Here is a 19,143-nt window from a genome sequence, read left to right on the forward strand (position 1 = left end):
GAAGGAGGACACCGTGAAGGCGACTTACCGTTCGGCCCTGGTCACCGGCGCGTCCGGCGGCATCGGCGAGATCTTCGCCCGCCAGCTGGCGGCGGTCGGCTGTGACCTGGTGCTGGTGGCCCGCCGGGCCGAGCCGATGGAGAAGCTGGCCGCCGGCCTGGCGGAGCGGCACGGCGTGCACGTCGAGGTGATCGCCGCCGACCTGACCGTGGACGGCGATCTCGAACGGGTGGCGCGGCGGCTGGCCGATCCGGAGCGGCCGATCGAGCTGCTGGTGAACAACGCCGGCGCGGGATCCCGGCCGCCGCGGCCGTTCCACCAGCAGGATCCGGCCGGCGAGGAGGTCAAGGTGGCGCTGAACGTGATCGCGCCGCTGCGGCTGACCCGCGCCGCGCTGCCCGGCATGGTCGCGCGTGATCACGGTGGCGTGCTCACGGTGTCGTCGATCGCCGCGTACTGGCCGCAGCCCCACGGCGCGACTTATGCCGCCACCAAGGCGTTTCTGAGCTCCTTCGGCGACACACTGGCGTGTGAGCTGGCCGGCACGAACGTGCACGTCACGACCGTGGTGCCGGGATTCACCAAGCGCGGCAACGGGGTCGCGAAGGGCGGCCCGAAGAGCTTCACGCTGCCGGAGTTCGCCTGGCTGGAGCGGGAAGACGTGGCCGCGCAAGGGCTTGCCGCGGTGCACGCGGGCGTGCCGATCTGCATTCCGGGCGCCACCTATCAGGCGGCGCTCGGCCTCACGCGTCTGCTCCCACGGTCAGTGCTGCGCGACCTTTTCCGCCGCGTCTGGGGCAGCTGACCGGCTCGCCTGCTGCTGGTCGAACCGCTTGCGGGCAACGGCTTCCCAGATCCCCAGGTCGCCGAACACCCGCGAGCCGTCGGCCAGCACGGGCAGGCCGGCCCAGCTGGCCTTGTCCCGGTCCCGGTAGTACGGCAGCAGCACGCCGTCGGCGGTCCGCGCCACCAGCTCCAGGTTCCCGAAGGTGCTGGCGATCATCGCGACGGACACCGGCCGCCCCCGGCCACCGGGCAGCAACCCCGCCTGTCGCCACTCCCCCGCCTCGCGGTGGTAGTGCACGAGCCGGCCGTCGTACGGCACGACCAGGTCGTCCCCGACCAGAGTGGGGTCTCCGTCCGCCGAGCCGATCAGCGTCAACGATCCGTCCAGCCTACCGAATGCCAGTTCACCGGCGTTCGTCCGGACGGCTAACTCGTCACCCGAGAGCGCGACACCGGCGGCGGAGATCGGCAGCTCGGCGGCCTTGCGCCAACCGACGGCGAGCCGGCGGTAGTGCGCCAGCGCTTCCCCGCACGGCACCAGCATGTTCGAACCGTGCACGGCGGGATCGCCGGTGGCATCACCGATCGTCACGGCGTCGCCGGCGCCCAGCCGGTACGTCAGCAACAGCCCGTCGGCCGACCGCGCCACCACCTCTACCGCGCCAGGGATCACCGCCACCGCCCCGCCGACCGCCTCGAACGGCAGCGCGCCAACACGACGCCATGGATATCCCCACTGGTCGTTGAGACGCTCGTAGTGGACCAATGCCGGCCCATCCGGCGCGACCAGAACGAAGTCGCCACGGACCGTCTCGGCTAGAAATCCGCTGCCACGCCCGGCCGCGAAAGCGGTGCCGACAACCTCTATCGACTCCACCGACGGCCGCCGGCGCTCGATCCGCTCGCCGCCCTTCCACACGCCGACGAGATCGACCAAACAGGACACATCGGCGGTCGGGTCACCGTCCACCAGCATGAGATCCGCCCGCAGCCCCGCGGCGATGCGCCCACGGTCGACCAGGCCGAAGGCATCCGCCGGCACGGAGGTCGCGGCGGCCAACGCCTCGACGCCAGAGAGCCCCGCCTGGACGAGGAGTTCCAGCTCGCGCCACAACGCCACGCCATGCAGGTACATCGTCGGATCGGACCCGGCCAGCAGTGGAACGCCCGCCTCCCGGAACGCCCGCACCGCCGCCGCGGCCGCCTCGGTGTCGACCGGCAGGCAGCCGGCGTGCCCGTCGTACTCGGCGACGGCGAGATCCTCGGGCCGCAGGTACGGGGCGATCCGCGAGTCGGCGGCCAGGCCGCTCCGCCAGGCCGAACCGCCGGAGATCAGCTCGAACACGTTCAGCGTCGGCACCACGAACGTGCCCAGCTCCTTGGCCCGCAACGCAATCGACGCATCCGGCACCCGGTCCACGAACACGTGTGCCAGCCCGTCGACCCCGGCGTCCAAGGCGTCGTGCGCGGCCTGCAGGGTGCCGATGTGCACCATCGTCTTCAGCCCGCGCCGATGCGACTCCGCCACGATCGCCGCCATCGTCTCCTTGCTGACGAAGGGAAGCGTGTGCCCCGCCGCCGCGCTGAGCAGGTCGCCGTCGTCGTAGCGGATCTTGATGTAGTCGGAGCCGTCGGCGATCCGCGCCGCCACGAAGCGTTCCGCGTCCTCCGGCCCCGTGACGAACGGAACCGCCGCCCCCGCCGCCGTCGTGCCCCGGCTGCCCGGCGCCTTCGCGGACACGCCCGCCGACCGGATGTCCGCGATCGGCTCGCCGGACGACCGCAGCCGCGCGACCTCCGCCGGATCGTCGCCCATGCTGAGCACGGTCGTGGTGCCGAAGGTGATCGCCTGCCGCAGCGAATCCTCGCCCAGCAGGTGGAAGTGGGCGTCGATCAGACCGGGCAGCAGCGTCATCCGGCCCTCGCCGTCGACGATCTCGGCCCCGGCCGGCTCGTCCGACCCGATGGTCGTGATCACCCCGTCGGTCACGACGACCGAGCACACCGGCAGGCGCCGCTCCCCGTCGAACACCCGGACCCGGCGGAAGACAACGGAAGGCATCAAGGCTCCTTAGAAGCTCACCGGCAGGCTGGTGAGGTTGCGGATCACCGATCCGGTCGTGGTCAACGACGACTCGGGCACCGCCAGCCGCAGCACGCCGAACCGCGCGAACAGCGCTCCCAGGGCGATCTCCAGCTCGGCCCGGGCGAGCTGGGCGCCGATGCAGTAGTGCGCGCCGGCCCCGAACGCCAGGTTCGGCTCCGTCCGAGCGGGCCGGAACTCGTCGGGGTCGGTGAACACACCCGGATCCCGGTTCGCGCCGACCGTCGACGGCAGCACGGCCTCGCCGGCGCGGATCAGCACCCCGCCGAGCTCCACGTCCTCAGTCACCACCCGCAGATTGCCGCCGGTCACCGGCGCCGCCGAGAACCGCAGCACCTCCTGCGCGGTCTCGCGGATCAGCTCCGGCCGCGCCACCAACTCGGCCATCCGGTCCGGGTTTCGCAGCAACGTCAGCACGCCGCTGGTGATCGCGCTGGCCGTGGTGTGGTAGCCGGCGATCAACAGGGTCGCGCCGAACACCACCAGCTCCTCGTCGCTCAGCGCCCCGTCGATGTCCCGGGCGTTGACCAGGTCGGTGAGCAGGTCGTCGGTGGTGGCCCCGTGCTTGTGCGCCACCAGCCCGGCCAGATAGCGGTTCAGCGAGCTCCGGGCGTCCCGAATGGACTCCGGCGAGTGCCCGGACAGGCTCAGCATCACGTCCGTCCACCGCCCGAAGCGGGCCCGGTCCTCGAACGGCACGCCCAGCAGCTCGCAGATCACCGCGATCGGCAGCGGCAGCGCCAGCGCCGACACGATGTCCACGGGGGACTCGGCGACCTGATCGAGCAGATCGTCGGTCACGCGCTGGATGTACGGCCGCAGCGAGGCGACGCGGCGCGCGGTGAAGGCGCGGATCACCAGGCGGTGCAAGCGGGTGTGCTGCGGCGGGTCCATCGCCAGGATCGTCGAGCGGTCCGGCGGCAGCGGCCGCATGCGCGGCGCGCCCTCCCGGCACGCGGCCGCCCGGCTGAACCTGTTGTCCGTCAACACGGTCCGCACCTCGTCGTGCCCGATGACCAGCCACGCCTCGTCGCCGGTGGGCAGCCGCACGCGGCACACCGGCCGCCGGTCGGGCGTGCCCGCCATCAGGTCCGGCACGCCCAGCACGCGGTCGGTCGGCACCGGGAAGTCCACCACCACATCGGTCTCGGCCATGCCGGCGATGCTGCCGGCCGCCGCTGGTAACGCGCTGGACGCCCGGTGTCCACGGTCCTTCGATCCGCCTTCCAGGCCCGGGCCGCAGACTCGCTGCCGTCGACTTGCGGAGGCGAGGATCCATGGCGCAGCAGGCCAGAGAGCTGCTCATCGAGCAAGTGCGGGACTATCACCGGCGGCGCGCCGGCGACACCGGCTTCGAGCCGGGCGTGACGTGGATCAAGTCCACCGGGGCCGTGCTCGACGACGACGACGTCGCCGCGCTCGTGGGCGCCGCGATGGACCTGCGGATCGCGGCGGGCCCGAGCGCGCGCACGTTCGAGTCGAGATTCGCGAAGCTGCTGGGCGCGCGCAAGGCGCACCTGTGCAACTCGGGGTCGTCGGCCAACCTGCTGGCGCTCAGCGCCCTGACCGCGCCGGCGGTGGGCCGCCGGCGGCTCCAGCCGGGCGACGAGGTGATCACGGTGGCGACCGGGTTCCCCACCACGGTCAACCCCATCCTGCAGAACGGCCTGGTGCCGGTGTTCGTGGACGTGCAGCTGGGCACCTACAACGTGCAGCCGGAACTGCTCGAGGGAGCGCTCTCCAACCGCACGAAGGCCGTGGTGCTGGCGCACGCGCTGGGCAACCCGTTCGACGTCGCCGCGGTGAAGGCGTTCTGCGACGAGCACGGGCTCTGGCTGATCGAGGACAACTGCGACGCCGTCGGCAGCACGTACGACGGCCAGGTCACGGGCACCTTCGGCGACCTGTCCACGGTCAGCTTCTACCCGGCCCACCACCTCACCATGGGCGAGGGCGGCTGCGTGGTGACCAACAGCCTGCTGCTGGCCCGGCTGGTGGAGACGTTCCGGGACTGGGGCCGGGACTGCTGGTGCGAGCCGGGCGAGGACGACAAGTGCCTCAAGCGGTTCGACTGGCAGCTGGGCGGCCTGCCGCACGGCTACGACCACAAGTACACGTTCTCCGAGGTCGGCTACAACCTGAAGACCACCGACCTCCAGGCGTCGCTGGGCCTGAGCCAGCTGGACAAGCTGCCGGCGTTCGGCGCGGCCCGGCGGCGCAACTGGGACCGACTGCGGAGAGCGCTATCCGACGTGGACGGCATCCTGTTGCCCGAGGCCACGCCCCGCAGCGACCCGAGCTGGTTCGGTTTCGCCATCACGGTGCTGCCCGACGCCGGTTTCACCCGCGACGAGTTCACCGCGCACCTGGAATCGCGGCGGATCGGCACCCGGCTGTTGTTCGCCGGCAACCTCACCCGCCAGCCCGCCTACCGGGGCAAGAACTGGCGGGTCGCCGGCGCGCTGGCCAACAGCGACATCGTCACCGAGCGGACCTGCTGGATCGGCGTGTTCCCGGGCATCACCGACGAGATGATCGACTACATGGCGGCGACCATCCGGGAGTTCGCCGCCGACCGGCAGCGGATCGGCGCCGGCGTGCCCGTGGCCACATGACAAACGTCATCAGGATGTGCGTACGGCATTCACTACTGACCGGCACGCGGCCTGACTAGCGTTGGTGTCACGACGAAGGAGGACGTGAAATGGCTAAGGACGAGAAGATCGACCGTCGCGGCCGCGAATCGGCCGTCAACTCCGCGGTCGGCGGCCTGCTGTCGTGGGTGGCCGGCAAGGACTCCGTCAAGCGCGGCACCTCCCCCGCCGACGGCGCCGCCGGCGAGCTGCTGTCGTGGATCACCGGCAAGGGCGGCAAGAAGGACAAGCGCGTGCGCTGACTTCCGCCTCGACGGCCACGGCACTCCCCCTCACCGACCGTGGCCCGAGCGACCGGCCTCCGGCTCGCCGGAGGCCGGTCGCTTGCCGGAAGGAAGTTCTCCGATGCGCAGGTTCGCGCCCGCGGTCGTGCTGTCCGTGCTCGCCCCGGTGATCGCCGAGTACGTCTCCGGCGACATCGCGCTGGACGCTTTCCCGGCGCTGCTGGGATTCGTCTGCCTGAACGGATGTTGGGCCGTGCTGGCCCGGGAACTGGTGGTGCGCCGCGGCGGCGGTTGGCCGGGGCTGGTGTTCCTGGCGCTGGCGATCGGCGTGGTCGAGGAGGGGCTGCTCGACCAGTCCCTGTTCAACCCGCACTTCGCGGGGTCACCGCAGTGGCTCGCCTACGGTTTCGTGCCGGCGCTGGGCACGTCGCCGATCGTGGTGGTGTTCATGGTGGTGCTGGACGCCGTGTGGAGCGTGCTGGTTCCCGTGGCGTTGACGGAAACCCTGTTCCCGCACCGTCGGGCGAAGCCCTGGCTGGGCCGCACGGGCCTGCTGCTGGTCGGCATCGCGTTCCTGCTCGGCGCCGCGGCGACATGGATGATCAACTACCGGATCGCCGGCTTCCGGGCGTCGCCGGGACAGCTGGAAGCCGCCGTCGTCACCGCGATCGTGTTGGTGGCGCTGGGTGCGCGGCCGTCACCGGAGCCACTGCCGTCGGAACGGTTGGCCCCCAGTGCCTTCACGGTCGGCGTTACGGCTTTCCTCGCCTCGAGCGCGTTCCAGGTGCTGAAGCTGATCACGGATCCGCCGGCCTGGATCGTCCTACTGGGAATGCTGGCGCTGCTGGCCGGTTCGCTGGTGTTGTTCTCGCGATGGGCTCGCCGCCCGGGTTGGGGTGAGCGGCACCGGTTCGCGCTGCCGGCCGGCGCGGTGGTGACGTACTGCTGGTTCGGGCCGATGTTGATGCTGTACAAGGGAAACATGGGCCACGTGGCCGAGCAGCTGGTGCTGGTCGCCGTGACCCTGCTGACCATGGGGGCGCTGGCCAGCAGGGTTCGGCACGGGTGTCAGCTCAGCGACACCAGGCCCTGATCGGCCGTCTGTGCCTCGTAGCACTCGCGGGCGAAGGACCGCACCAGCTCGTGCTGCACGTAGACGGGATCCTCGTGATCGCCGTCGAGACGACGCAGCAGGCTCTGACCGACCAGCTCCCGCATCGCCATCTCGACCTCCCAGTCCGCGCAGGTGAGCAGCTGGCAGGCGTGGCTGGTGGCGAAGCGGGCGGGCAGCAGACCCAGCGACCGGAACGTGCTGCGGCCGACCTCGGTGAGCCGGTCGTAGTGGCTGGCCAGCCGCTGCCGGATCTCGTCCGCCTGAAGGACTTCGAGCAGGCGGCCGGCCTGCTCGGCCCGGTCGGCGAGGGTGGTGACGGCGTGCGGACCGGACATCGCCAACCGCGAGCCCACGCAGCGAATCGCCAGCGGCAACCGTCCACACAGCATCGCCAGGCGTTCCGGCGCGCGGTCGCCGGGCGTCCGGTCCAGGCCCATGGTGCGGCACAGGAGCTTGACCGCGTCCTCCATCGGCAGCGGCGCGAGGTCGATCTGGACGGTGCCGCCCAGGCCGGTCAGGCGGCCCCGGCTGGTGATGACGACGGCGCTGCGGGAGTTGGCCGGCAGCAGGGGCATCACCTGCGCCGCCGACGCGGCATCGTCCAACAGCACCAGCACCGGGTTGGCGGCACTCCACGACCGGAACAGCTTCGCGCGTTCCTCCACCGAGGCCGGCACCCGGTCCATCGGGAAGCCGGTGGCGTGCAGGAACTCGCCGAGCACCTCGCCCGGCTCGCGCGGCGTCGCCGTGCTGCCGCGCAGGTTGGCGACGAGCTGCCCGCCGGGGAAGTGGTCGGCGGCGCGGTGCGCGGCCTCCACCGCGAGCTCGGTCTTGCCGACGCCGGCCATGCCGGCGATCCGCACCATGCGGACGGCGCTGCGGCGATCGCCCGCCTCGGTGAGCAGACGCTCCATGAGGGACAGTTCCGGGCCGCGGCCGGTGAACTCGAAGATCGTCGGCGGCAGCTGGGCGGGGCTGCACAGCGGCGCGGTCCGCGCCGGCGCCTGGGGACGGCGGTCGAGCGCCGGATCCGAGTTGATCATCGCCCGTTGCAGCTGGCGCAGCGCCGGCGAGGGCTCCAGGCCCAGCTCGTCGATCATGTTCTCGCGCAGCCGGCGGTACACCTCCAGCGCCTCGAAGCAGCGGCCCGACCGGTAGAGGGCGAGCATCAGGCTGGAGTGGAATCCCTCGTGGAACAGGTGGATCGCGGTCAGCTCGCGCAGCTTGCTGACCAGTTCCGCGTGCCGGCCCAGCTTCAGGTCCGCCTCGACGCGCAGCTGCACGGCCCGCAGCCGCTGCTCCTCCAGCAGGTGCGCGTAGGCCGTCAGCGCCTCGCCGAGTTCGACGTCGGCCAGCGTCGGGCCCCGCCACAGGTCCAGCGCCTCACTGAGCACATCGGACGCCTGCTGCGGGTCGGTGTCCATAATGTCCTCGGCGCGGCGCAGCAGCCGCTCGAACACGTGCAGATCGATGGCGTCCGCCGGAATGTTCACCTGGTAGCCACCCGGCTTGGTGAGCAGGTAGCCGCCCGCGCCGTCGCAGTCCCGGAACGGGCCGAGCTTGCGCAGCTTGTAGATGTAGGTCTGGAGCGTGGCCGCGGCGCTGACCGGCGGATTGCCGCGCCACAGCTCATCGATGAACTCGTTGGTGCGGACCAGGCGGTTGGCGTGCAGCACCAGCAGTGCCAGCACCTCGCGTAGTTTCGGCGCGGACGGCGTGAGGTCGACGGCGCCGTCGGTGACCTCGATCGGGCCTAACACACGGAAGAACACAAGCGCCCCCAGGACGATTCGCTCATGAGCCCGTCGCCGGCGAGGCTTCCCCCCATCGCCGGCCACGGGAAGTTGGGTGACGGGCGCGGCGGCCCGCCGATCTGTCGTCGACCGGAAAACCGGCCCCCGACCGTTCGTTCCGACCGTCCCGGATTGCCTCGATCCGAGCCCCGAAACGAATAACCAATCCATTTACCCGTTAATAGCTCGATACGCTAGCACCGCGCCGACCACTGTCAAGAACTCCGGGGATTTGGTCCCCGTTCCGACGTGACCACCGCCGACCGTAATGCGTCCAGCACGCGCTGCGAGCAGTATTCGACGGGGGCTCCGCACTCGTCGCAGCGGACCACACCGTGACCCGCCCAAACCGGACACAAGAGGCTCAACAGGTCGATAAAACCGAGCATTTCGGACACACCTCCCATGTGACATGCGGGTTCCCGACGGGCCGGATGCTAGGAATGGACGCTGGAAGACCGCTGGCGGCGCGCTGGTTGTTCACCCACGCGGAAGACCCGTGACTTCTCCCGCCCGACCGGTAACGAGTCCGTCACGACGACACCGACGGTAGAACGGTCACGGGTATCCGAATCATCTTCACGAGTCACGGACTAACGGGACGTGAATTGCCAGGAACCGATTATCAACGGTGATGGGCGAGCGTCTCGTGGGCGTCGGCGGCGCGGGCGGCCGGCTCGGTGTGCACGGTGGCGGCCGCGAGGCGGGGAACGGCGTGCACCAGTTCGTGCTCGACATCGTGGGCAATGCGATGGGCCTGCTCCACCGTCAAACCGGCGTCCACGACAACGGCGAGTTCCGCGCGCAGGGTGTGGCCGATCCAGCGCATTCGCAGGTCGTTCACGGACAGCACGTCGGGAATGCCGCCGGCGGTCCGTTCCGCGAGGTCGATGGTCGCCGGGTCGACCGCGTCCATGAGGCGGCGGAAGACCTCGCGGGCGGCGTCGCGGAGGACCAGCAGGATCGCGACGGTGATGGCGAGGCCGATGATCGGGTCGGCGATGGCGAAACCGAGGGCCGCTCCGATCGCGCTGACGACGACCGCGAGGGAGGTGAAGCCGTCGGTGCGGGCGTGCAGGCCGTCCGCGACGAGGGCGGCCGAGCCGATGCGGCGGCCGACGGTGATGCGGTAGCGGGCGACGAACTCGTTGCCCAGGAAGCCGATCACGCCGGCGGCGGCGAGGATCCAGAGGTTGCCGACCGGGTGCGGGTGGAGCAGGCGGTCGACCGCCTGCCACGCCGCGATCACGGCGGAGGCGGCGATGATCAGCACCACCACGACGCCGGCGAGGTCCTCCGCGCGACCGAGGCCGTAGGTGTAGCGGCGGGTGGCGGCGCGGCGGCCGAGCAGGAAGGCGACGCCCAGCGGCAGCGCGGTCAGGGCGTCGGCGAAGTTGTGGATCGTGTCGCCGAGCAGGGCCACGGAGCTCGTCGCCGCGACGACGGCGAGCTGGGCCAGGGCGGTGACGAAGAGGGCGACGAAGGACCAGACGAGGGTGCGGATGCCCTGGCGGCTGGTTTCGAGGGCGGTGTCGACCCGGTCGGCGCTGTCGTGGCTGTGCGGGGTGAAGAGGTGCAGGAGGGAACGAAGGGGGTTGCGGTGACCGGCGTGGTTGTGACCGTGGCCATGACCGGTGTGGCCGGGGTCGGCGTGGGCATGACTGTGGCCGGTACCGGCATGGCGAGTGTCGGCGTGGCCGGTCTCGTTGTGGCGGTGACCGGCGCGGTTGCCGGCGTGGCCGGGGTCGGCGTGGCCGGTCTCGTTGTGGCGGTGACCGGCGCGGTTGCCGGCGTGGCCGGGGTCGGCGTGGCCGGTCTCGTTGTGGCGGTGACCGGCGCGGTTGCCGGCGTGGCCGGGGTCAGCGTGGTCGGGGTCAGGGTCGGGGTCGGCGTGAGCGTGGCCGTGACTGTCGCGGCCGGCGGCGCCATGGTCGTGACCAGCGGTTTCGTGGCCGTGACCATGGCCGTGGCGGTGCTGCTCCGACATGGCACCCTCCTCTCGTCTGTTGCCAGGATGCGCTGGTCAGGAGCAATATGCAACCATGTGCGCGCACAATAACGTGGCAGGTGCAAGTGGGTCGCACCAGCAGGTGGACGGCGAGCGGCTCGGCATCGCCGCCGATGTGCTGCGTCACCTGGCCGATCCGACCCGGCTGCACCTGCTGTGGCTGCTCGGCGCGGGCGAGCGGGACGTGAGCACGCTCACCGAGCAGGTGGAGGCGTCACGGTCGTCGGTGTCGCAGCACCTGGGCCGGCTGCGGCTCGCGGGGCTGGTGCAGGCCCGCCGCGACGGCCGCCGCATGGTGTACCGGATCACCAGCGACCACCTGAAGGCCCTGGTGGACGAGGCGCTGGGCTTCGCGGACCACGCGGTGCTGGGGATTCCCCATCACGGGTTCAGCTGACCGGCACCCGCAGCACGAGCCGGAACCCGCCGTCGGCCGTCGGCCCGGCGGTCACGGTGCCACCGAGCAGCGCGGCGCGTTCCTGGAGGCCGACGAGCCCGTGCCGCGCGGACGGCAGGGCCAGCACGGGTCGTGACGGCGCGGTGTTGGTCACGGTCACCACCACATCGCCGTCCGAACGCTCGAACTCGACCGTCGCGACGCCGCCGGGGGCGTGCTTGCGGACGTTGGTCAACGCCTCCTGGATCGTGCGATAAATGGTCCGCTGCGCCGGCGCGTCCATCCCCGCCGGGACCTCCCCCGCCAGCCGCGCCTCGATGCCGCTGCCCGATACCAAACGGTCGAGGTCGGACAGCGTCGGCTGCGGCGTCAGCTCGGTCGCGGCGCTTCCATTGGCCCGCAAGAGGTTCACCATGTGCCGGAGCTCATCCAAGGTGTTCACGGACAGCCGGCGGATGTTCTCCGCGGCGTCCCGCGCGCCCGGATCGACGGTGCTGACCTGAAGCGCCCCGGCCTGCACCGCGATCAACGAAACCTGGTGCGACACGACGTCGTGCATCTCGCGGGCGAGCTGGTTGCGTTCCTTGGCCAGCACGGCCTGGGCGTCCAGCTCCCGCTCATGCTCCCGCGCCTGCCGGACATCCTCCAGCCGCAGCGCCAGTTCGCGCTGACTGCGCACGAACTGCCCAAGGAACAGCGGCGCCGCGGCGGTCATCGTCGCGTAGATCACCCCGAGCACCGCATCGGACGTCACCAGGTCGAAATCCAATCCGGGGAACAGGTAAGCGGTCGCCGCCAGCAGCCCGCACGCCACCAGCAGCGGCCGGTTCACGTACCGAATCGCCACCGCGTACAGTGCGATCAGCGTCGCGACGACGGACCCCGACACCACCAGGGCCGGCAGGGTCAGCAGGAACACCGGCACCGGCCAGCGCCGCCGCACGACCAGCACCACCACGGCCACCACCGCGTACAGGATCGTGTCCCAGTCGGTGGTCGCGTTCAACCAGGCGTCGACGGCCGCGACCGCCAGCAGCCCGGCCTCCGCCAGGTGCCGAAGCCTCACGGGATCAGCCCGGCCCGCTGCGCCACCAGCGCGGCCTGCACCCGGCTGCCCACGCCCAGCTTCGTCAGGATCGCGCTCACGTGATCCTTCACCGTGCCGACGCTGACGTGGATCCGCGTCCCGATGTCCGAATTGGACAGTCCGTCGGCGATCAGCACCAGCACCGCCCGCTCCCGCTCGGTCAGCTTGTCCACCTGCGCCGCGGCCTCCACGCCGCCGCCGGACAGGTAGCCGTCGACGACGGTGCGGGTGACCTTGGGCGACAGCACGACCCCGCCGGCGGCCAGCGTCCGCACGACCTGGGCCAGCTGGTCGGGGCCGGTGTCCTTGAGGATGAACCCGGCCGCGCCGGAGCGCAGCGCGGCGGCGATGTACTCGTCTGAGTCGAACGTCGTGAGCATCGCCACCACGGGCGGGTTGCGCAGGCCCCGCACCTCCCGCAGCACGGTGAGGCCGTCCACGTCCGGCATCCGGATGTCGAGCAGCACGACGTCGGGCCCGTGCAGGCCGATCTCCCGCACCGCCTGCCCGCCGGTCGCGGTGGCGACCACCTCGATGTCGCCGGCGGCCTGCAGGATGAGCCGGAATCCCGACCGCACCAGCTCCTCGTCGTCCACGACGACCACCCGAATCATGTGTCCAGTGTGGCCCGAGCCGGCCGGCGCCGACATCCGACCCACCCCCGCCGACCGGCTGCCGCGGTCCAGCCGGTCGGCTGGCCACGGGGGCCGGTCCGCCGATGCCGGCCGCCCCGCGCCTCCGGAGCATGGACGGTATGGACAGCCCGACCGTCCCGGACGAGGTGGCGGACCACGCCCGGGCGACCGGCCCGCTGGAATCCCCCTGGATCTGGATCATCCTCACCGCACTGGCCCTGACCGCGCTCGTGCTCACGATCGTGTTCCGCCGCCGCAAGGCGCGCCGCCGGATCGGCATCGCCCTCACCCTGTGCCTGGCGCTGCTGGCCGGCGTCACCGGCCTCAACTCCTACGTCGGCTACGTCCGCACCCGGCACGACTTCGCCCTGCTGCTGCAACGCGGCGGCTGGCCGTTCGACTCCCTCGGCAGGTCCATCGACGGCGGCCAGGTCGACCCGCAGCGGGTGGCCATCGACACCGCCCCCAGCGACCCGAACGCGCCGACCGTCGACCGGTTCGACCTGCCCGATCCGGGCAACGGCGTGCCCGCCGGGCGGACCTTCGTGCTGTTACCCCCGGGGTACGCCCACGAGACGCGCCGCTATCCCGTGGTGTACCTCGTGCACGGCTACCCCTACGGCGGTCCCGAGGACTGGCTGGCCGCCGGCGACGCGGCCGGCACCCTGCGCCTGCTCAACCAGTACAAGAGCGTCGGGCCGATGATCGTGGTGAGCGTCGATCTCACCGCCGGCAACCCCGGCAAGTCCTGGGACGGCCTCGACATCCCGAACGGCCCGCGGTTGGAGACGTATCTCGCGCACACGGTGGTCACCGCCGTCGATCACCGCTACCGCACCGTCTCCGACCGCGGTCACCGCGCCCTGGGCGGCATGTCCGGCGGAGCCTTCGCGGCGCTGAACATCGGCCTGCACCATCTCGACGCGTTCGGCGCGCTGCTGATCACGTTGCCGTACGACACCTTGGACGGCAACGAACCCCTGCTCGGCGGCGACCGGAAGCTGGTGTCCGCCAACACTCCCCGGAACTACATCCCCACAATGCCGTTCCCCCAACCGGTTTCGGTGATGCTCACCGCCGGTTCCGGCGCACCCACCGACTGCGCGTCGGCCGACCGGGTGGCCGCCGCGCTGCGGGCCCGTGGCCAGCGTGTGGTCGTCCGCGTCGAGCACGGTTTCAACCACACCTGGCACACCGCCCGCGCGACGCTGCCCTACCTGCTCGCCTTCGCCGATGGCGTGTTCGGCCGCTGACTCAGTGCGCGGCGCCGGCGGGCTGCCGGATCGTGACGTTGAGACGGTTGAAGAAGTTCGTGAGCGCGGTCATCAGGATGACCGCGGCCAGGGCCTTCTCGTCGAAGTGCTTCGCGGCGTTCTCCCACACCTCGTCCGACACCGCGTCCGGGTTGTCGGCCATCCGGGTCGCCTCCTCGGCCAGCGCCAGCGCCGCGCGCTCGGCGTCGGTGAAGATGTCGGTCTCCCGCCACGCCGCCACCCGCAGCAGCCGGCCGATGGCCGCGCTGTCGCCGGACTTCTCGGCGGCGGTCACGCCCGAGTCGACGCAGTAGCCGCAGCCGTTGATCTGGCTGATCCGCAGGTGCACCAGCTCCAGCGTGGACTGCGGCACACCGCCCTGGTGCATCGCCTTGAACATGTCCTGCACCGCCGGCTGGACGCCGGGCAGCAGTCGGGCCGGGTTGGTCATGCGAGCCGTCATGATGTCGCTCCCTCAAAGGCTTTTCGATCTGACACCTCCTTGACGAGCGGGCCGCCGAGAACATGACAGGACGTTGACGTGACGGCCGTCACATGCAACCCGCCGGTCCGGTTCGGCGTAGGGACAGCATGGGGAATCGTGTTGCCGTCGTGGTCGGCAAGACCGTGGCGGCCGTCGCCTCGGTCGCGGTGCTGGCGAGCGTGGGCGTGGCGTGGGGCACCTACCGGCAGCTCCAGGGCCTGGGATCGTCCTCGGCGCTCGGCGCGGACTCGCCGAAGTCCAAGGACGGCGCGCAGAACATCCTGGTCATGGGGCTGACCACCCGGCTGGACCGGGACGGCAACCCGCTGCCTCAGGCAGTCCAGGACGCGCTGCACGCCGGGGACGGCACCCGCGGCGGCTACAACACCAACACGATGATCGTCATCCACGTGCCCAACGACGGCAGCCGGGCGATGGCGGTGTCGGTGCCGCGCGACGACGAGGTGACCTTCGTCGACGACCCGCTGGGCCAGCACACCGGCAAGCTCAAGGAGGCGTACGGGCTGGCCAAGGAGCAGAAGCAGGAGGAGCTCTACGCCCAGGGCGAGCGGAATCAGTCCACTTTGGAGCAGCAGAGCCGGGAGGCCGGCCGCAAGTCCACCATCCTCAACGTGTCGCACCTGCTGGACATCACGATCGACCACTTCGCGGAGGTCAGCCTGGCCGGCTTCTACGACCTGGCCACGCAGCTCGACGGCATCGACGTCTGCCTCAACCACGCCACCTCCGACACCAACGCCGGCGCGAACTTCCGGGCCGGACCGCAGCATCTCGACGGCGCACAGGCGCTGGCGTTCGTGCGGCAGCGGGACAATCTGCCCAACAACGACCTGGACCGTACCCACCGGCAGCAGGCCTTCCTGGCCGCCGTCACGACCAAGCTCAAGACCAAGGGCGTGTTCGGCAGCCTGGGCCAGATGCAGGACCTGATCACCGTCGCGTCCAAGGACGTCGTCATCGACAAGGACTGGGACCTGCTGGCCTTCGCGCAGCAGGCGTCCGCGCTGACCTCGGGCAACATCGAGTTCCACACGCTGCCGATCAAGAGCTACAGCCAGGACTCCGACGGCTCGGACATCAACGTCATCGACGTGCCCTACGTGCAGGCCGTCGTGCACACCCTGTTCAACCCGCCGGCCGCGACCTCCAGCGCGCCCGCCCCGACGACCACCAGGCCCGCGCCGCCGCCCGTCAAGGGCCAGGGGTCCACTGTGGACATTCGCAACGCCGGTGCGCCGGACGGCACCGCGAAGAGGCTGTCCGACGCGCTGGGGGCCGTCGGCTTCACGCCCGGCGAGAAGACCACCGTCGACGACCAGCCGACCACGGTGATCTACTACGGCAGCGCGGCCAAGGACGACGCCACCACGCTGGCGACCCTGCTGGGCAACGCCAAGCTCGTCGCCAGCAGCGTCGCCTCCGCCCACCACGTGGCCGTCTACCTCGGCAAGGACTTCGCGTGGCCGGCCGGCCTGGCCGGCGGCGCCGCGCCGCCGCCGTCGACGCCGACCTCGGTGGCCATCCCGACCGAAGGGCCGCAGGGCGGGGCCGTCACCGGCGGCGGCATCCCCTGCGTGGACTAGGGGATGTCCCGTGAATCACGACCGCGATAGCCGCGCCGCCGCGGCCCCTGACGACACAGCGAAAACGTGCAAATACGCCCGGTATGAGGCCGTTTTCGCAGCGCCGCCAGGGAACCACCTCGATCCCGACTCTCATCGACCACGATCCACGGGACACCCCCCAGGGCCGTCACGTATCAGACGCCGCCGCGACACCTCCTAGGGCAAAACGGACCAGGAGGACGGAATGGCGGCCGAGCAGTCCCAGAGTTGGCGGTTGACCGACGACGAGCGCCGGAAGGCGGTCAGCTCCGCCGCGTCGTTCGTGGCGTCGCTGATCGGCCCTGGAGCGGAGTTCCTCGTCTGGGGCTTCGAGTACTTCTACAACCGGCGTGACCTGATCTTCAACGGCAGCGGTGCGCCCGCGCAGGCCTTCACCGCCCAAGCGACGCCGGTGCGGCTGTCCGCCCTGGCCAGCAACACCTCCGGCGGCCGGTTGTCGATCAACACCCCACTGACCGCCGCCGCGCAGCGGGCCGGTCTGCGCACCGGCGACCCGGTCAGCGTGGTGCTGTCCGGCCACCAGTTCACGCAGAGCCGCAGCGGCTTGGTCGTGCCGACCCGGATCGGCGACCGGGTGCAGGTGTCGGTGCCGAACGGGACGTACTCGGCGGCGGCGTTCGGCAGCGGCCGGCAGGCCCTGTTCACCGCCAAGGACCCGTTCCAGACCGTCGCCGGCGGCAATGTGCTGCTGACCGGTCGCGGTGGGCTCGACCTCTCGCTGACCACCCGGACCCCCGTGCCTGCCAAGCTCACGTGGACATGCAGCCACTGCGGCCAGACCGCCACCGGCAATGCCTTCGCGCACTCGCTGATCTGCCCGGCGCGGCCGACCTCCTGCAACTGCGACCTGTGCCGGAGACGTCGGGCGCTCCCGCACCGACAGCCGAACCCACCGCCACCCGGGCTCTGGCAGCGCTTCCTCGACTTCCTCGACGACCTGTGACCGTCAGCCGAAGACGTCCCGGTGCCGGCGGATGAACTCCGCCAGCCCGGTGGCGTCCCGGCCGGTGAGCTCCTTGACCGTGTTCGTCACGGTCTCCGCGCCGCCGTGCCGGTAGGCCCGGGCCACCTCGATCAGGGCCTCGACGTAGAACTCGGGCATGCCCCGGCCCAGCATCACCGCCCGCGCCTGCTCGTCGTCCCAGCCCTCGTACCGCACCGGCCGGCCGAGAACTTCCGTGAACACGGCGGCGGCCTCCTCGTACGTCAGCGCCTCCGGGCCGGTGATGTCGTAGACGCGCCCGTCGTGGCCGTCGGTGGTGAGCACGTGCGCGGCGACCTCGGCGATGTCGTTGGCGTCGACGAAACTGACCGGCGCCGTGATCAGCGGCGTGCCGAACCGGCCCTCCGCGCGGATACCCGGCTGGCGCAGGAAGTTCTGGAGGTAGAAGTTCGGCCGCAGCACCGTCCAGCGCAGCCCGTCCAGCGCCTCCTCGACCGGGCGGTGCGAGCGGGCGATCGGCGAGAGCCCCTCGTCCGCGCGCCAGACCGAGAGTTTCACGATCCGCGCCCCGGCCTCCCGGGCGGCCCGCACCATGTTCAACTCGTGCTGCGTCTGATCCGGTCCCGTTGCGGCCAGCAGGAAGACGGTGTCGACGCCGTCCAGCACCAGCGTCTCGGGCTTGGCCAGATCCAGCGCGACGCCGTCCGGCCCCGGATGGCGGCTTCCGGCGAGGACCGGCACACCATCGGCACGAAGTCGTCGCACCAGCGCGGTCCCCACGTTCCCGCTGGCACCCGTGACCAGAATCATCGTTCCCCCTTGAACTGTGCCCGCACAGCGGCGACCGCCGCCTCCTCGTCATAACCTAGCGCCTGCACGGCGGTCACGTAGTTCGCCGCCGCGACCCGCAACTGCTCGGCCGCGTGATCGTGCGCGATCCGTTGCGCCACAACGGTCCCCTGCCGGCGTGCGGTCTGCAACACGCCGGCGGCCTCCAGCTCGCGATAGGCCCGCGCCACCGTGCCGGCGGCCAGGCCCAGATCCCGGGCGAGCTGCCGGATGGTCGGCAGCTTCGCCCCGACCGGCAGTTCGCCGGAGCCGATCCGCGCCGCGATCTGGTCCCGCACCTGCCGCCACGGGGCGACGCCGCTCTCCGGCTCCACCACGATCTGGGCGGCGGGATCAGCCATTGCCGGCGGGCACCTGGCCGCGGAAACCCATCCAGAACGCCGACACGCTGACCATCACACCCCACAGCACCAGGCCGATTCCCTGCACGAACAGGGCGATCACCCCCAGGTCCGCGCTGTGCTGCCAGTCGCCGAGGATGCTCAGCGCGGCCCCGAGCACGGTCGCCGCGAACATCGTGCCGAGACCGATCGGCACCCGGGCGCTGCGCAGGCGGAGCGCCCGGTCGAGCTCCGCGTCGCTGCGGGCCGGCCGCGCCACCGCGCACCACGCCGCGGCGTAGACCGCCGCCGCGCTGGCGACGACTTCCGCCACCGCGACCCACGCGTCCGGCAGATTCCCCTCGACGCCCACGACCGTCATGACGGCCGCCGCCGCCACGACCATCACCAGGTGCGCCGCCATCATCCAGCGCGGCAGCACGTCGCCGACGCGTCGCCGGGCCAGTGTGGCCACCCGGACCTGGCCGCGCACCGGCCGCAGCACCGCGATCGCCTCCGCCGCCAGCAGCGCGAAGAGCAGCCAGCCCACGTAGGAGAAGTACGCGCGGCCCGAGTACAGGGAGGTCAGCAGGTCCAGCGGGACCGCCAGCACGAGGAACACCACGTACAGCACGCGGCGCTCGAGCAGGTAGAGCCGCGCGAGACGGCCCTGCTCCTGGGTGGCCTGCGCCACGCCCCAGTTGCGCAGCAGCCGCGGGCCGCTGCGGGCCGTGGGCCACAGCACCACCAGCAGCAGGGCGATGCCCACCACCAGGAAGCCGAACATCACTACCAGGTGTGCCAAGCCGATCATGTGTCGTCCCTCGACTTTGTATCAAGTGGTCG

At 71.3% G+C, this 19,143-nt stretch carries 18 protein-coding genes; 8 read left to right on the forward strand and 10 right to left on the reverse strand.

Features of this window, described 5'->3' with window-relative positions; genetic code table 11:
• Positions 1–13: 13 nt before the first annotated feature.
• A complete protein-coding gene (locus BCF44_RS27010) occupies positions 14–805 on the forward strand; it encodes an SDR family NAD(P)-dependent oxidoreductase (RefSeq protein WP_116177185.1) in 792 nt (263 codons plus the stop codon).
• Here the strand turns inward: BCF44_RS27010 and BCF44_RS27015 are convergent.
• Together BCF44_RS27015 and BCF44_RS27020 are read right to left on the reverse strand one after the other, a co-directional pair.
• Positions 764–2,848 (reverse strand): amidohydrolase family protein, encoded by a 2,085-nt coding sequence (locus BCF44_RS27015; RefSeq protein WP_116177186.1) that lies wholly within the window; start codon positions 2,846–2,848, stop codon positions 764–766. The genes BCF44_RS27010 and BCF44_RS27015 overlap by 42 nt on opposite strands.
• Before the next feature lie 9 nt (positions 2,849–2,857).
• Positions 2,858–4,045 carry a cytochrome P450 gene (locus BCF44_RS27020; protein ID WP_116177187.1) on the reverse strand — a complete coding sequence of 396 codons (1,188 nt, stop codon included), beginning with the start codon at positions 4,043–4,045 and terminating at the stop codon, positions 2,858–2,860.
• A 122-nt stretch (positions 4,046–4,167) separates the two neighbouring features.
• On the opposite strand from BCF44_RS27020, the gene rfbH reads away from it, so the two are divergent.
• The 3 genes from rfbH to BCF44_RS27035 all read left to right on the forward strand — a co-directional run bounded on the left by rfbH (position 4,168) and on the right by BCF44_RS27035 (position 6,861).
• The gene (gene rfbH / locus BCF44_RS27025; RefSeq protein ID WP_116177188.1) at positions 4,168–5,505 is read left to right on the forward strand and encodes a lipopolysaccharide biosynthesis protein RfbH; all 1,338 of its coding nucleotides are present in this window, start codon (positions 4,168–4,170) and stop codon (positions 5,503–5,505) included.
• An 89-nt stretch (positions 5,506–5,594) separates the two neighbouring features.
• Positions 5,595–5,786 (forward strand): hypothetical protein, encoded by a 192-nt coding sequence (locus tag BCF44_RS27030; protein WP_116177189.1) that lies wholly within the window; start codon positions 5,595–5,597, stop codon positions 5,784–5,786.
• 103 nt (positions 5,787–5,889) lie between these two features.
• Entirely contained in the window at positions 5,890–6,861 is a 972-nt protein-coding gene (locus BCF44_RS27035) for a hypothetical protein (RefSeq protein WP_116177190.1), read from the forward strand.
• Here BCF44_RS27035 and BCF44_RS27040 read toward each other — a convergent pair.
• Together BCF44_RS27040 and BCF44_RS27045 are read right to left on the reverse strand one after the other, a co-directional pair.
• Complete coding sequence (locus BCF44_RS27040; protein ID WP_170217772.1) at positions 6,837–8,642, reverse strand: AfsR/SARP family transcriptional regulator; 1,806 nt, start codon at positions 8,640–8,642, stop codon at positions 6,837–6,839. The genes BCF44_RS27035 and BCF44_RS27040 overlap by 25 nt on opposite strands.
• Positions 8,643–9,300: 658 nt before the next feature.
• Positions 9,301–10,254, reverse strand: coding sequence for a cation diffusion facilitator family transporter (locus BCF44_RS27045; protein WP_116177329.1), 954 nt, complete (start codon positions 10,252–10,254; stop codon positions 9,301–9,303).
• A gap of 481 nt (positions 10,255–10,735) precedes the next feature.
• Here BCF44_RS27045 and BCF44_RS27050 point away from each other — a divergent pair, with 481 nt between their 5' ends.
• Entirely contained in the window at positions 10,736–11,080 is a 345-nt protein-coding gene (locus BCF44_RS27050) for an ArsR/SmtB family transcription factor (protein WP_342775646.1), read from the forward strand.
• Here the strand turns inward: BCF44_RS27050 and BCF44_RS27055 are convergent.
• Entirely contained in the window at positions 11,073–12,146 is a 1,074-nt protein-coding gene (locus BCF44_RS27055; RefSeq protein WP_116177193.1) for a sensor histidine kinase, read from the reverse strand. The two genes, BCF44_RS27050 and BCF44_RS27055, sit on opposite strands and share 8 nt — an antisense overlap.
• Positions 12,143–12,781 carry a response regulator gene (locus tag BCF44_RS27060; RefSeq protein WP_116177194.1) on the reverse strand — a complete coding sequence of 213 codons (639 nt, stop codon included), beginning with the start codon at positions 12,779–12,781 and terminating at the stop codon, positions 12,143–12,145. The genes BCF44_RS27055 and BCF44_RS27060 overlap by 4 nt, the downstream gene beginning before the upstream one ends.
• A gap of 140 nt (positions 12,782–12,921) precedes the next feature.
• Between BCF44_RS27060 and BCF44_RS27065 the strand changes: the two genes are divergently transcribed.
• Positions 12,922–14,055, forward strand: coding sequence for an alpha/beta hydrolase (locus BCF44_RS27065; RefSeq protein WP_116177195.1), 1,134 nt, complete (start codon positions 12,922–12,924; stop codon positions 14,053–14,055).
• 1 nt (position 14,056) lies between these two features.
• Here BCF44_RS27065 and BCF44_RS27070 read toward each other — a convergent pair whose 3' ends face one another.
• On the reverse strand, positions 14,057–14,518 hold the full coding sequence (locus tag BCF44_RS27070; RefSeq protein ID WP_116177196.1) for a carboxymuconolactone decarboxylase family protein: 462 nt from the start codon (positions 14,516–14,518) through the stop codon (positions 14,057–14,059).
• Between the two features lie 128 nt (positions 14,519–14,646).
• On the opposite strand from BCF44_RS27070, the gene BCF44_RS27075 reads away from it, so the two are divergent.
• Entirely contained in the window at positions 14,647–16,143 is a 1,497-nt protein-coding gene (locus BCF44_RS27075; protein WP_170217773.1) for an LCP family protein, read from the forward strand.
• 226 nt (positions 16,144–16,369) lie between these two features.
• Positions 16,370–17,128, forward strand: a complete 759-nt coding sequence (locus tag BCF44_RS27080) for a hypothetical protein (protein ID WP_116177198.1) — start codon at positions 16,370–16,372, stop codon at positions 17,126–17,128.
• A 3-nt stretch (positions 17,129–17,131) separates the two neighbouring features.
• Here the strand turns inward: BCF44_RS27080 and BCF44_RS27085 are convergent, their stop codons facing one another.
• Genes BCF44_RS27085 through BCF44_RS27095 form a run of 3 tightly spaced genes read right to left on the reverse strand, consistent with a single transcriptional unit; the run spans position 17,132 to position 19,111 of the window.
• Positions 17,132–17,938 carry an SDR family oxidoreductase gene (locus BCF44_RS27085; protein WP_116177199.1) on the reverse strand — a complete coding sequence of 269 codons (807 nt, stop codon included), beginning with the start codon at positions 17,936–17,938 and terminating at the stop codon, positions 17,132–17,134.
• Complete coding sequence (locus BCF44_RS27090; protein WP_116177200.1) at positions 17,935–18,318, reverse strand: GntR family transcriptional regulator; 384 nt, start codon at positions 18,316–18,318, stop codon at positions 17,935–17,937. The genes BCF44_RS27085 and BCF44_RS27090 overlap by 4 nt, the downstream gene beginning before the upstream one ends.
• On the reverse strand, positions 18,311–19,111 hold the full coding sequence (locus tag BCF44_RS27095) for a hypothetical protein (protein WP_116177201.1): 801 nt from the start codon (positions 19,109–19,111) through the stop codon (positions 18,311–18,313). Before BCF44_RS27095 ends, BCF44_RS27090 begins: the two co-directional genes overlap by 8 nt.
• Positions 19,112–19,143: the final 32 nt, after the last annotated feature.

The organism is Kutzneria buriramensis (genome assembly GCF_003387475.1).
Taxonomy (GTDB): Bacteria; Actinomycetota; Actinomycetes; order Mycobacteriales; family Pseudonocardiaceae; genus Kutzneria; species Kutzneria buriramensis.